Source organism: Bifidobacterium sp. POST2/T3 (B1) (assembly GCF_058197115.1).
In genome coordinates, this window is sequence record NZ_JBVPQK010000042.1 from 1 (window position 1) to 14,587 (window position 14,587).

A 14,587-nucleotide genomic window follows, 5' to 3' on the forward strand; every position below is an offset into this window, starting at 1 on the left:
GGCGTGGAACTGGATGCCACACGCAAGCAGGTTGAGGAGATGATCGGTAAGGGCAATGCGGTCCCCAATGGGCACATCCCATTTACACCGCACGCCCGTCAGGTCTTGGAGCTGTCGCTGCGCGAAGCTCTTCAACTGGGTCACTCATACATTGGCACCGAGCACATCCTCCTCGGCCTCATTCGTGAGGGTGAGGGCGTCGGCACCCAGGTGTTGATCAAGATGGGTGTAGACCTGGGCGATCTGCGGACCGCCACTATTGACATGATTCGCGGCAACCATGAAGGCGGCGACGCTGGCAAGGGCGATCTGGCCAATGCCGGCGGCGTTTCCAACAAGGGCGGGCAAACCGGTTCGGCCATCCTGGACCAGTTCGGCAGGAATCTGACTCAGGAAGCCGCTGAAGGCAAGCTGGATCCGGTCATCGGCCGAGCCAACGAGATTGAGCGGGTCATGGTCGTTCTGTCCAGGAGGACCAAGAACAACCCGGTGCTGATCGGCGAGCCTGGCGTGGGCAAGACCGCCGTGGTCGAGGGCCTGGCGCAGAAGATTCATGAGGGCGATGTTCCGGAGACGCTCAAGGGCAAGCAGGTCTACTCGCTGGATCTGGGCTCCATGGTGGCCGGTTCCCGCTACCGGGGTGACTTCGAGGAGCGTCTGAAGAAGGTGCTCAAGGAGATCAAGACCCGGGGCGACATCATTCTCTTCATTGATGAGATTCATACCATCGTCGGTGCAGGTTCGGCCGATGGGGCCTTGGGCGCTTCTGACATGCTCAAGCCCCTGCTGGCCCGCGGCGAGCTGCAGACCATCGGCGCCACCACTACCGACGAGTATCGCAAGTACATCGAGAAGGACGCAGCACTTGAGAGGCGCTTCCAGCCTATTCAGGTCTCCGAGCCCACAATCGCCCAGACCATCGAGATCCTTAAGGGTCTGCGCGGTCGCTACGAGCATCATCACCACGTCACCATCACCGACAAGGCCCTGCAATCGGCGGCTGAGCTCTCTGCACGCTACATTCAGGACAGGAACCTGCCTGACAAGGCCATCGATTTGATTGATGAGGCCGGCGCACGTCTGCGCATCAAGCGGCTGACCGCCCCGCCGGAGCTCAAAGAACTTGATACCAAGGTGGATCGTATCTCAGCTCAGAAGGACCAGGCCATCAAGGACCAGGACTTTGAGAAGGCCGCTCAGTTGCGTGACAGCCAGGAGAAGCTGGAGGCCGAGCGCAAGGAGAAGGAGAAGGCCTGGCACGAGGGCGAGTCCGACGTGAAGATGGTTGTCGACGAGGATGTGATTGCCGAGGTGGTCTCCTCGACCACCGGCATCCCGGTCTTCAAGCTGACCCAGGCCGAGTCCAAGAAGCTCCTGGGTATGGAGAAGGAGCTGCACAAGCGGATCATCGGCCAGGATGAGGCTGTCTCCGCCCTCTCCCGTTCCATCCGTCGTACGCGTGTCGGTCTTAAGGATCCAAAGCGTCCTGCAGGTTCCTTCATCTTCGCTGGACCCACCGGCGTGGGCAAGACTGAGCTGGCCAAGGCTCTGGCCCAGTTCCTCTTTGACGATGAGGATGCCTTGATCCGGGTGGATATGTCCGAGTTCTCGGAGAAGTACTCCACCTCCCGTCTATTCGGTGCCCCTCCGGGGTATGTGGGATACGAAGAGGGCGGCGAGCTGACCGAGAAGGTCAGGCGTAAGCCATTCTCCGTGGTCCTCTTCGATGAGATCGAGAAGGCTCATCCGGACATCTTCAACACCCTTCTGCAGGTGCTGGACGACGGTCATCTGACCGATGGACAAGGTCGCATGGTGGACTTCAAGAACACCATCATCATTCTGACCACCAACCTGGGAACCCGTGACATCGCCAAGGCGGCCAACACCGGCTTCAATGTGAGCGGCAACACCGAGACCTCCTATCAGAGGATGAAGGACCAGGTGACCAGTGAGCTCAAGCAGCAGTTCAGGCCTGAGTTCCTGAACCGCCTGGATGACATCATCGTCTTCCAACAGCTGACCGAGCCCCAGGTCCGTCAGATCGTCGATCTGGACATCGCTCAGCTTAACGATCGTCTCTTTGAACGCCACATGTCCCTGGATCTGACCGACAAGGCCAAGGACCTGCTGGCCGAGAAGGGCTTCGATCCGCTCCTGGGCGCCCGGCCTCTGCGCCGCGTCATCCAGCGCGACATCGAGGATGCGGTCTCTGAGAAGATCCTCATGGGCGACCTTACGGACAATGAGTCCGTCCAGGTTGACGCCGAAGGCGAGGGCATCCTGGGCGAGTTCACCTTCACTGGCAAGCCTTTCGAGGGACCCCGGCATGCGGCCAGCTCTGCCGATGGGCAGGACCAGGAGCCTGAACTGGTTGGAGCCCCAGTGTCTGCTACCCCAGATGCTGATCTCTCTGAGGATGTCTCTCAGGCAGATCGGGTGGAACGTCCCTTGGGTGATGAGCCACCAGAGGGTTCAGCTGAGTAAACAGGCCATGGATATTCTCTTGATGTGTTCGGCAGAGGAACCAAGGATTTAAAACACGATGATGGGGGTGGAGAACACAAGAGGTGTTCTCCACCCCCATCATTGCTATTTCCGGAGTCTCCGCCATGGTAATAGGCTGGGCCTTGAGCCCTTCAGCTTTGATAAGCCGGTAGGTGGGTATGCATACCCCCTCAAGTATCTTCGAAAATTGATGGGCAGGAAGTGGTCTTTGTCCTCAAATCCCTGGTCATTCTTCATGTAAAAGCGGGTTTTAAACCCCTGCGATCCCCCTGGTGGAAGAGGAAGTTAATGGAACCAAGCCGTAGTCGTTGACAAGAATGATGATGTTTTTTCCTGTTCCGGTATGGCAGCGAGGACACCTTGGTGGCGCATGAGGAAGAATGCGTGTCCTCTGAAGTTGAAGATTTCCCGATTTGGTGCTGCCATGCGGAGTCCATGCAGCAATGTTCATATTCGACGGAATAATCAAAGGTGATCCTGACTGCCAGGATTCCTTGGGGCCGCTGCATAGAGATCCAACGGCATTGACCATTGTATCCTAGGGCCCGGCGAAACTGGTGACAATCCCGATCACCTTCTTCTGACCCAGCTTGTCGTCTTCGGGAATATGTTGAGCCGGCTGAACAACTTCCGTCTTCCTGCTGTAGTCATAAGGTACCTGCCAGTCTGCCGGGGGCATGGCTCAGTTCATGAATCGCCTCCTTGCAACTCCCGACGATCGCGATTGTCGCTACCTTGTTGACATCAAACAAGGCTACGTTGATATTGACGAACCATACTGGGGGCTCTGGGAAGACGGTATTCGAGGCCGAGATAAAGTCGGTGTATTTGGTTCTGGTGCCGATTATCAGGTCGGTTGGCTGGCTCCAGTTGATTGGCTTATGTGAGTCTGATGGAGCTGAAAGACTCGACATTCGGTGGGCGCTCATAGACTTATAGCCTCCCTTGGCTGACTGAGGGCTGCCGCTGGGATGCCGATGTGTTCAGTGAAGACGTTCGGTTGCTTGCTGGCTGGCTGAAGAGTAGACCGTGCCGCCGCTGGCGATAGTGAAGGGAAGTTTACTAGTTCGTATGGTTGTGGCTGTAGCCACAGCATCCGCATCCGGCCGGCCCGATGATTTTCCAGGTGCGTAGCTTAAAAGAGTGGCGAGGAAGTCGAGGCTTCGGCCTGAACATCGAGCGTTGCCACCCTGTTTTGGCTTGGACTGTCAGTGTTTCCACGGCATTGTTCAGGGCGGTTAATCCTATTCCGATAGCGGCCGATACGCTTAGGGCATCATTGCCGGAGGTGTCATAGGAGCGTTCATTTCTCAATCTGTTGCAAGATTGAACCGGCACGACGGGTTGAGACAATATAGCTGGGCTGCAAGAGGAAGGGAAGGCAGAGGACGATCAGCCTTGCCGTGCCAGTGTCTGTCACCAGGTTGGCGGATCCTGGACCTATTCGGCTATCGCGGCCATGGCCTCTATGGTTCTTAAGGCGTGTTTAGAGCACGGCGACGTGGCTCAAACTTGTTCATTGTGCGCTTGTATGAAGCGTATTTGTTTTGCTCTTCTAAGAACGTCCACCCAAGGCTGCAGACATTGCCATGTTCCATAATGCGCATGGGTATCTTTAGAGAAGCTGTTGGCCTGTCTGCCGTGGATGACTTGTTGGGCCTCTAAGATCCGCGCCATCTGTCTGGCTGCCAATCGTATCACGCCCTTTTGGTGTATCCTCCGCTTTCTTGTATACCGACCCTGAGTAAGTTGCTGGCCCATTGCCATCGGCGCCATTTCCCTATCTCCCTCCTGCTAGGAACCGGACTAGGTCATGCTTATCAGAGCAGTTGCTACTGACTGCAAATACGAAAGATATCACTAAATGGACAAATTGTCTGAAATTCAGTATGTTAGAAATGTTTATCCAAACACAGGAATGTATTTGCTGCAAAGAAGCGCTGAAAGTGAGGAATAGACAGTATGTGGAAATACAAGGTCGAGTCATTACTTCCCCAGTCGGGAACGAGCTTGTTTATCGACGGACAGTGGAGGGCTGCCGACAGTGGCCGGGTATTTGAAGTGGACAACCCTGCCGATGGCTCTACGCTCTATCAGGCATCGGACGGGGATGGGCAGGAGGCGCTGGCTGCCCTGGACAGTGCTGACAGGGCCCAAGAGTCCTGGGCCCAGTCAACGCCGCAGGAGCGGAGGGATATACTGCAAACAGCTTATGAGGCTCTGATGGATAACAAGGAGATTTTTGCAGAGCTGATGACACGTGAGATGGGCAAGAGCTTCAAGCAGGCGCTGGGAGAGGTGGACTACGGCGGCGGCTTTCTCAAGTGGTTCTCAGAGGAGGCCATGCGTGAGTATGGCAGGACTTTCCGCCTGCCGGACGGCCGCAAGGGTCTGGTTACACACGATCCGGTGGGACCCTGTTACTTGATTACCCCCTGGAACTTCCCACTGGCGATGGGAACCCGGAAGATTGGCCCAGCCTTGGCTGCAGGAGATACCGTGGTGGTCAAACCTGCCGCGATGACTCCTCTTACCACGCTGGCGTTAGTGGAGATTTTACGGCAGGCAGGGGTGCCTAAGGGCGTGGTCAATCTCATCACAACCTCCCATTCCTCTCACATTTCAGATGCCCTCTTTGCTGACCATCGGTTACGTAAGGTGAGCTTTACCGGTTCCACCCCTGTGGGTGTCAAGCTGATGAAGCAGGCGGCCGACAATGTGCTGCGTACCTCCATGGAGTTGGGTGGCAATGCCCCCTTTGTGGTTTTCGATGATGCGGATATCGATGCGGCTGTTGACGGCGTCATGCTGGCCAAATTCCGCAATTATGGAGAAGCTTGTACTTCAGCTAACAGGATATTGGTACAAAAGGGGGTTGCCGACCAGTTTGTGGCCAAGGTGAAGGAGCGTATTGAGGCTCTGGTCGTGGGTGATGGCATGGATGAGGCAACCGATATCGGTCCCCTGATTGACGTCAAGGCTGTAGATCGTATCGGGCACTTAGTTGATGAAGCAGTCAGCGAGGGGGCGGAGCTGATCGTCGGTGGTCACAGGGATGAGCACGGTGAACGATACTTCCAACCGACGCTTCTGGACCGTGTCCCCCGCCAATCTCGGGTATACACTGAGGAAATCTTTGGACCCGTCCTGGCTGTAAGCCGCTTTGACAGCGACGAAGAAGGCATCCAGGCCGCTAACGACACGCCGTACGGACTGGCAGCATATGCTTACACCAGCTCGATAAAGCGCAGTGAACTCATGCAACGCCGTAGTGAGTCTGGTGTCCTGGCCATCAATTCCGGCGTGCTCTCCGATGCCACGGTTCCCTTCGGCGGAGTCAAGCAATCAGGTGTTGGCAGAGAGGGTGGAGCCGAAGGCATCTTTGAGTATATGACCACGAAGTATACCCTTCTGGTTCCCTGATGCTCAGTTTTGTGGTCTTCAAACCTAAGCGGTTGGAGACAGACTGAAGGGGGAAGATCCGCACAAGTTTTCGCTAGGTCCTGTCCCCCCTCAAGCCTCCTGATGGTGGACCTCCTTGTATGCCGGATAACCTGCCGACACCATATAATGTGCACTGGGCATAGATGGACGGCCAAAGATAAGAAGGAGGGTGCCATGAGGAGGGGTACCAGATCTGACCCGGGGCACAGTGTTGGCACCCTGACCAAGGCCAAAGCGGTATTGGACGCTCTGAAGCAGCTTGGTCCTTCGAGGATCAGCGAGATCAGCGCTTATGTGCACGAGCCTGCAAGCTCCACCTATCGCCTGCTCTCCAATCTCGTGACCTTAGGTTGGGTGGATCATGGCCTACATCGCGGCGAATACCGCTTGGGCATCGCCTGTGTGCGCATTGGTGGCCGTATTGAGGCAAGGCTGGATGTACAAAGCATTGCCAGACATGTCTTTAAGAGGCAGGAGGGCTCAAATGGCAGCTGGAGTCTTTTCGTTCGCTACAATGTGCGCTCGGTCTGTGTGCAGATGACCTTCCTGGGGCAGAGTCGATTGCGTTCGCCCCAGATTGGCTATTCGCTGCCGATCAGCTTGGGTGCCCCCTCCGATGTCCTCCTGGCCTTTCTTGATCAATCGCGGTTTGAACGTCTGATAGAGCACTATCGCTACAACGCTGACATGGGCGGACTGCTTTCGACCTTCCGGGAGCGCTCGGTGCAGATGGCTGAAAAGGTCACCAAACGGGGTTACGCCTATGATGTTGACCAGACAGTACCTGGGGCGCTCACCATAGCTGCCCCGATATTCGATCATTCTGGTCATATCAGGGCGGCGGCCTGTTATAGCGGGCTCTCCAGGACCAATAAGGCACTGGTTGAATCAGGTGCCGATTTGTGCGAGGTGAACCGCCTGCGTCAAGCTGCTAGGCAGATATCGCAGGGACTAGGCTATTCGTTTGACGCCAGGGAGGGAAGGTTCGATAGTGAGAGTGAGCAGTAAGGCCAGCGATCAGGAGCCGACCGGGGCCCTGTTTAAGGCTGGAAAGATCATCGATATCCTGGCTGATAACAACGGTATCGGGCCTGCTGAAGTGGCGGCTGTCTCTGGCATCCCCCGCTCATCCGCCTACAGGATCCTGGATGGTTTGGTCCAAGTCGGTCTGGTCAAGGTCAACCAGGACGATACCTATTCACTGAGTTTGAGCTGGCTCGATCTTTCCGATGTGGCACGCAGTTCCCTGACTGAATGGCCCAAGGCCTATGATCTCTTGGCTGAACTGACGACTCTCACTGGGCAGACCTCCTTCCTGACTGTAATCAGTGGTTTCGAAACCGTCTGTGTGGAATGTGCACAGGGGCAAAGCTTTGACGCGTTGATCCTACGGCCGGGCGGTACTTTGCCCTTCTTTGCTGGTGCTGCTGGCCGGGTTTGTCTGGCCTATTCTGATGAGCAGATCCAGGAAGACTATCTGCAGCAGGCACCTTTTGAAGGATATAACGAGAACTCGTTGGTCACTTCCGACGCTCTGTGTGCGGATATTAAGCAGATTCAGAAGAGAGGATTTGCCATTTCCAATGAGGACATCACCATCGGTGTGGCCTCGATCGGTGTTCCCATTTTTTCGCAATCGAATGGTGGGGTCGTGGGTGCTCTGTCGACTGGCGGTTTTGTAGACGCGATGATGCCACGTTGTGAAGAACTGGCAGGGCAACTCAAGGTTTATGTTAATCGCTTAGGAGCAGGTAGGCCTTTGGACTCCCTATCGGAATAAAGCCCTGATGTCCGGTTTTTTGGGGGGGGGGAGACAGTAGAGTCCGAAGGTCGGGCTTGTGTTGCCTGGATGAACAGTCGGTCTGTTGTCCAGATCAGTGGAACTTTACTATTTCATTTGGAGTAATGAGCATATTGACCATAATTCAACAAGTAAGTCAAATTTATGGTTAGCGAGAAACACAAATAGGCATGTAGCATCTCAAGAGCCTTCCAGGACTTGTATGTCGAAGCCCTGGCTCGTAAATGTATACGTCATGTCAGCATAATGGTTGCGGTGGGAATTTTGGCGGGAGACTGGCTTGGTTATAAGCTAACCTTCCGTCCAAGGCAGTCGCAAAGATGAATTTCGCTGTCTCCAGGCAGCGGCTCGGTGCCTGGCGTAAGGGCATTATCACTGTGATGATGTTCCTAGGGTGTGCAGTTGGTTCTTTCTGTGGTGGCAGCCTGGCAGATCACCTGGGTTGCAAGCGACTGATCCTCTACCGGTTGATCATATATGCTCTGGCAATCCATGCCGCCTTCCTTTGTCATCTTCCGGGAACTCGTAGGATTTGCGGTAGGGACGACTTTCTGTGTGGTTCCCAGATATCTGGGAGAGCTTGCACCATCCTGACGGCAGGGCTGGGTGGTCTCCCGCAATTCCCTGGTCCAAGAAGACTGGCATGGCCTGGATTTGGGCGATTGTGGTTCCTCGGTCCGCAGTCCATAACGGTTATCTTCTGTCCATGGAACACCGAGCTTCCTTGCTAGCCAGTTTATGGAAACCGAGGCAGTCAAGTTCCTGATGGAAACTTGTTCTAAGTCTGGAGCAGAGGCGACTCTCGCCTCCTCTCAACCGGCGGAAAAGAAAGAGACAGAGGGGCCAAGGAAAATTGCTCCACTCTTGGCTGCGTAGGATCTTGTTGGTAAAAGCAGGGGCATGGCAAATGAATCAGTGGCTGGTTTGAAAGCCATCAACATCTTCGTCCCCGGCATATTTTCATCAACATTGGGTATCGGCCTGGATAACTCGGTTATTGCCATGGTGCCGGTCATGAGTGATTTGTCTATCGGCGCTGCCCTTGGCGGCCTTGGCTTTATGGATAAGATGAACCGCTGGACTGCAATGATGGGTGTCTTGGGTGAGGTCTCTATCCTCCTTGCCTTGTTGCGGGCCCGCTTTTCTCTCTATAGACCCTAACCACCCCTCTGCTAGGATGTTCTGGCTTCGTATGGTCCTAGACATACTAGACCTCGCCTTCGGTCAGGACATCGTTTCGCCGGTGACCTGGCAGCTTCTTACTAAGTATTTTCGGCAAAGATCCGGGGCAGGGGAGTTGGATATGCCAAAGTATCAGTCAATGCGGCAAACTGTATCATTTCTTTTCTCTTCCTGCTCCTGCTCAAAGAGGTTGGCGGAGCGTTTACCTGCTTTAGCTTTGCGCTCATCAATGTAGGAGCCATCTTCTTTACCAAGGCTTATATTCCGCAGATTAGGGGAAGATTCTAGAGCAGATTGAACAGGGGGCCGAAGATGTGACTGGAAAGACTCGATTGACTCCGGACAAGATTGGACCTACCTAGCAGTGGAATTGCTCCCTCTTCACTCGCATGCCCTAATAAAGGGACAGAAGTAAATTATGATCATAAAGTCTAAAATGTAGAATTACCTAGGAAAATTACCCAGAATTGTCATAGTTCATCGGTAAATATTGATTATGTACACTCAAAAATGATAATGATAGGTTAAGCATATGGCAGACAAAGATGTACAGAAGACAATCAATATAGCTGTTATTCCAGGAGACGGTATCGGCAGGGAAATTACCCCGCAGACCCAGGCAGTTATGGACAAGGCGGTCGGCGATGAGGTAAAGCTACAATACGTGGACTATGACCTTGGTGCTGAGCGTTACCTGCGCGACGGTACCCTGCTCAATGATGAGGATTTGGAATCCATCGGGCGGCAGGATGCCATCCTGCTGGGGGCTGTGGGCGACCCGCGTGTGCGTTCAGGGATTCTGGAGCGCGGCCTCCTGCTCAAACTCAGGTTCAGCTTCGACCAGGCCGTCAACCTGAGACCGACCAAGCTCTATCCTGGGGTGAGCTCGCCGCTAAAGAATCCTGGCCAGATCGATTTCGCCGTGGTCAGGGAAGGAACTGAAGGCCTCTACTCAGGAATGGGAGGATACGTCCGTCGGGGGACTGACCAGGCCATTGCGACCGAGACCTCACTCAACACGGCTTTCGGTGTCGAGCGTGCGGTACGCTATGCCTTTGATCTAGCCCGCAAGCGTGGGGGTAAGCGCAATGTGACTATGGTCAATAAGACCAATGTCCTGCCTCACGCCGGCGCTCTCTGGCTGGATATTATGGACAAGATAGCGCAGGACTATCCAGATGTGACATGGGACTACCTGCATGCTGATGCCTGCACAATCTTTCTTGTGACTGAGCCCTCACGCTTCGATGTCATTGTCACCGACAATCTCTTTGGTGACGTGCTCACTGATGAGGCTGGGGCTGTGGTCGGCGGCATTGGATACTCAGCCTCAGCCAACATCAACGTCACTGACGAACACCCTTCAATGTTTGAGCCCATTCATGGTTCAGCCCCTGATATCGCCGGTAAGGGGATCGCCAACCCGACAGCTTCAATCCTGTCTGGAGCCATGCTTTTGGAACATTTCGGATATGACCAGCCTGCTCAACGCATACAGAGGGCTGTAGAAGAAGACGTTGCTGCCAATGCAAGCAGGTCAAGGTCCACAGAACAGGTTGCAAGGGATATTATCTCCCTCCTGTAAGCGGACAAAAGGAAGAAGTTGATACTTATTAAGAGTGCACTTGACCCTACCTCATCTATTGCAATTACAGGCTGCTGGAATTGCCGCAGGCTATCGGTACAAGCAGAGGTATCGAATGATCACATCCTCCCCCTTACACTCACTCTCCAAGGCTGAAGTTGTCCTGGTCTACGATTTGGCACAGGCCTGCAGAGATCCACCGTGAGTTGGCTACCCAGGTCATGTAGGTCGGCAAGCCAATAGTTTATTGACAAGCCGATGGCTGGACGGAATCTGGCCGCAAACAAGATCCTTGAGGTGGCACAGGCCACCGGCGCACATGGAGCGGCCTTCCAGAATCGACGCTATGACGCAAAGATTTTCACATCCAGCAAGTTACCTACAGCAATTGGACCTGGGCCGTGTCGTACATGTGAAATACAGGTACGGTTCTTTTCGCCTCAGTGTGGAAATCGGCTGGTGTGGCTTCCATCAGTGTAAGGCTGACAGTCTCTGTGTTCTGGAATTCATCGACCAGGCCACGCACTCTAGCCAGGAGAAAGAAGAAGAGGATCATCCACGATTAGGGTAGATGCACTCAACACTTGGCCTTCGGGCTTACTGATAGCAGGTTAGGTCCCCGCTGATCGCATATATGGCTGATCAGTGGGGACCCAATCTGTTCAGAACAGAGGATGCAGCAGCAGGGCCAGCAGGTAGACGGCCATGAGAGCGATGAACAGGATGTCCATCCTGCCCAGTCGCAGCAGGCGGTAGTGGGTGCGCTGTTGACGACTACCCTCATAGCATCGGGCATCCAAGGCCCGGCTCAGGTTATCGGCGTGGCGCAGAGCTCCAGCGAAGACGGGAACCGTGATAGCTATGGCCGCATGCAGGCGTTGCGAGAGCGAGCCGGACTCGATGGATCCGCCACGGGCCGCCTGGGCTTCCACAATGGCCTGAACCTCACGTCCCAGGGTGGGGATGAAACGCAGAGCCAGTGAGAGGACTAGGGCGATCTCATTGGTGTGGATACCCAGCCTGGACAGTGGGCTCAGCAGGGATTCACAGGCATCGGTCATCTGTGTCGGCGTGGTTGTCTCTACCAGGAGCGCCCCCAGAAAGATGATCAGCATGAAGCGACAGGCATAGAGTACAGCTACCCAGATCCCTCCTGTGGTCAGCACGAATGGGCCCCAGGCAGCCAGTCTGCGGCCGGTTTGGGTGACCAAAAGATTGAACAGGGCCAGCAGAAGCATGAGTGCCAGAAAGCCCTTGACTGAATTCAAAATGGAACGCAGTGGCGCTCGTGCGGCGGCAAAGAGACCCACAGTGACCATCAGCGCCAGAACGAGTTGTGTCGGTGTGGAGATGGCGAAGGCGGTGAACATGGCTAGGAGGAAGGTCACCAGTTTGGCTCGTGGGTCCAGCCTCGCCAGCAAGGATAGGGGTTTCTGGTCGGCCTGATCACGTTCCGCTTTCTTTCCAGTGGCCCCCTTCTCCGCTGCATCTGTTGCGAGCAGTTGGTGATATCGTTCCACGACTTCGGTAGTAGTCCCATAGGCTAGTGTTTCCCCATGCTCCAGGAGCAGGGTCTGGTCGGCCAGGTCCAGGGCTTCGCGATCGGCGTGTGTGCTCATGACGATGGTGATTCCACGCTTATGAAGTACTCGGAGCAGTGTCATGATGCGTGCGCAGGCCTGGGGGTCGAGACTGGCAGTGACCTCGTCCAAAACCAGCAGTTGCGGGCTGCAGGCCACGACTCCGGCGATGGCCACCAGGCGTCGCTGACCTCCCGAGAGGTCGAAGGGGGAGCGGTCGGCCAGATCACCGATTCCTAAAAGCTTCATGGCATCATCCACCCGATGCTGCACCTGCTCAGGCCCATAGCCCAGGTTGTGTGGACCATAGGCGATATCCTGGGCAACGGTATCCGCAAAAAGCTGATGTTCGGGATATTGCATGACATAGCCGACCCTTTGACGCAGAAGCTTCAGATTATGGCGCCGCAGATGCTTGGCCTTGGGCTGGTCGGGTCCGGCCAAGGGCAGGCCGGCCACCTGGATGGATCCGCTGTCGGGAGCGGCCAAGGCACAGATGAGCCTGGCCAGGGTGGACTTGCCGGATCCGTTGCGACCGATAATGGCCAGGGTCTGTCCTGCCGCCAGCTCCAGATTCACCCCGCTGAGGGCTTTGCTGCCGGCATTCGGAAAGCTGTAAGAGACATTCGACAACTTGACCATGGCAATGGCATGGTTGTTGACCGTGGTCTTCGTATCCGCTTCTGGCGCCCTGCTTTGGGTCAGTGGATTTCGGTCCGGTTTGCCAATAAGGGCGGGCAGATCCTTCCTGGTCAGGATCTGGTCAGGTCTTCCGGATGCCACAATGCGCCCATGGTCAAGTACCAGGACCCGATCAGCCTGTCTGGCTTGCTCAAGCAAGTGGGTGATGTGGACGACAGCCGTGCCCTGGGTCGTCAGCCGACAGAGGATCGATTGAATCTCCTGCCGGCCGGCAGCATCAAGCATGGCGCCAGGTTCGTCCAGCACCATCATGCCTGGATTCATGGCCAAGCTGCCGGCCAGGGCTAGTCGTTGTTGTTGCCCGCCTGACATGCGGGTGGGATCATCATTCATCCGCGTCTGCAGATCCACCTGCCTCAGGGCCGCTGGCACGCAGGAGAGCATCTTTTGACGGGGAATGCTCAGATTCTCGGGCCCAAAAGCCACGTCGTCCTGGACCACAGTAGTCACGATCTGGTCCTCGGGGTTCTGAAAGACCATGCCGATGCTCCGCCGTGCCTGCCGGTAGGCCTCAGTGTCGATCTGTCGGCCCTGGTCCGGGGTATCGAAGCAGACCGCTCGGCCCATAAGTTCGACCTGGCCGTGGTCAGGTGCCGTCGCACCCGAGAGGATGCTTCCCAGCGTGGATTTGCCAGAACCATTCGCTCCCAGAATGCACAGATGCTCGCCTGCATGTACTTCCATGGAGAGATGGTCCAGGGCCCAGGTCTGGCCTCCGTCATAGGAGAAGGAGACCTGGCTGAGACGAGCGACCGTTGCCTTCGAATCCGCTGAAGCCGGGACTGCGGATTCGGTCATGGATGCTGCCATGACGATCCGAACCCCCGCGGCCTACTTGTTGATCAACGTGGAGATCGGCTTGTAGATCAGGAAGGTGACCACGCCGTGGATGGCGAACTTCATCAGGTTGAAGGGCAGGAGGATCGGCACGATCATGGCGACGACCTTGGCCATGGACATGTGCGCATAGAAGGGGGTAATCACCACGTTGCACAGGATGGCTGCAATCACACCCAGAATGGCGCCGGAGACGATTCCGATGACCGCTCCCTTACGGCTGTGCATCCTGCGGTAGACCAAGGCCGCCGGCACGCTCAGTGCCAGGGCCACGATCATCGAGATCAGAGCGCCGAAGGGATTGGTGAACAGGTGTGGCACGAATCCCAGGATGGAGATGATGGCGGCAGCCGCCGGGCCGAAGGCGAAGCCGCATACCAGGACAACAATGCCTGAGGGGTCGTATTTTAGCCAGGGGGCGGCAGGAAAGATCGGAAAGGAGAAGAAGCTCAGAACCATGGCCAGGGCTACGAAGAGCGCATAGACCGCGATCCGCTTGGTCGACCAACGTCCTGAACCACCTGCACCTGTGGAATGGACATCTTTGAAGCGCGTGTCCTTGTTTGCAGTGGTGTGTGAATGAGAATTGGGCATACTCATAGAGGGCCTCGTTTCTTCCATCCGGACTGTAACCGTTGGCTTCGGACTTTGACCGATATCCACCGCTTGCGCGGGTCGCGGGCTCCCGGCATTCAGCCGGATACCGCCAGTAAGGACTTTCACCTTCCCTGAAACTGACGATTTCAATATAGCTGCGATCCTTGGAATGGTCAATTCCCTCTCGCTGCCAGTGCATTTTTAAACACGCCAAGAAAGAAATAAAACCGCCTTCCATGCAACTATTGCAGCCTACACAACGAATATGAGGTTGTCGAAAGTTCACAATGTTGCAAGGAGGCTGGAGCATGGCGAGGATGGGTGACCATCTGCTGCCTGCGGATGAAGCTA

At 55.6% G+C, this 14,587-nt stretch carries 9 protein-coding genes, 1 pseudogene and 1 riboswitch; of the genes and pseudogenes, 8 read left to right on the forward strand and 2 right to left on the reverse strand.

What is annotated here, in order from left to right; all coding sequences use genetic code 11:
• The 8 genes and pseudogenes from AC0AP0_RS03535 to AC0AP0_RS03570 all read left to right on the forward strand — a co-directional run.
• Positions 1-2,487: ATP-dependent Clp protease ATP-binding subunit (locus AC0AP0_RS03535; RefSeq protein ID WP_490429407.1), on the forward strand; the 2,487-nt coding region annotated here is incomplete at its 5' end.
• A gap of 698 nt (positions 2,488-3,185) precedes the next feature.
• Positions 3,186-3,395: a hypothetical protein gene (locus AC0AP0_RS03540; protein WP_490429408.1), complete on the forward strand. Its 210-nt coding sequence runs from the start codon at positions 3,186-3,188 to the stop codon at positions 3,393-3,395.
• A gap of 1,075 nt (positions 3,396-4,470) precedes the next feature.
• Positions 4,471-5,931, forward strand: coding sequence for an NAD-dependent succinate-semialdehyde dehydrogenase (locus tag AC0AP0_RS03545; RefSeq protein ID WP_490429409.1), 1,461 nt, complete (start codon positions 4,471-4,473; stop codon positions 5,929-5,931).
• A 195-nt stretch (positions 5,932-6,126) separates the two neighbouring features.
• A complete protein-coding gene (locus AC0AP0_RS03550; RefSeq protein WP_254477298.1) occupies positions 6,127-6,960 on the forward strand; it encodes an IclR family transcriptional regulator in 834 nt (277 codons plus the stop codon).
• Entirely contained in the window at positions 6,950-7,732 is a 783-nt protein-coding gene (locus tag AC0AP0_RS03555; protein WP_490429410.1) for an IclR family transcriptional regulator, read from the forward strand. The genes AC0AP0_RS03550 and AC0AP0_RS03555 overlap by 11 nt, the downstream gene beginning before the upstream one ends.
• 921 nt (positions 7,733-8,653) lie before the next feature.
• Positions 8,654-8,914: a hypothetical protein gene (locus AC0AP0_RS03560; RefSeq protein WP_490429411.1), complete on the forward strand. Its 261-nt coding sequence runs from the start codon at positions 8,654-8,656 to the stop codon at positions 8,912-8,914.
• Between the two features lie 117 nt (positions 8,915-9,031).
• Positions 9,032-9,223 (forward strand): annotated as a pseudogene (locus AC0AP0_RS03565) (MFS transporter); the annotation flags it as partial.
• Positions 9,224-9,467: 244 nt separating this feature from the next.
• Complete coding sequence (locus AC0AP0_RS03570) at positions 9,468-10,520, forward strand: 3-isopropylmalate dehydrogenase (RefSeq protein WP_254477301.1); 1,053 nt, start codon at positions 9,468-9,470, stop codon at positions 10,518-10,520.
• A 662-nt stretch (positions 10,521-11,182) separates the two neighbouring features.
• Here the strand turns inward: AC0AP0_RS03570 and AC0AP0_RS03575 are convergent.
• Together AC0AP0_RS03575 and AC0AP0_RS03580 are read right to left on the reverse strand one after the other, a co-directional pair.
• Positions 11,183-13,600, reverse strand: coding sequence for an energy-coupling factor transporter ATPase (locus AC0AP0_RS03575; RefSeq protein ID WP_490429412.1), 2,418 nt, complete (start codon positions 13,598-13,600; stop codon positions 11,183-11,185).
• 33 nt (positions 13,601-13,633) lie between these two features.
• Positions 13,634-14,260, reverse strand: coding sequence for an ECF transporter S component (locus tag AC0AP0_RS03580; protein ID WP_490429413.1), 627 nt, complete (start codon positions 14,258-14,260; stop codon positions 13,634-13,636).
• A riboswitch (FMN riboswitch) is annotated at positions 14,245-14,379 on the reverse strand. Its footprint overlaps the gene before it by 16 nt.
• Positions 14,380-14,587 lie beyond the last annotated feature (208 nt).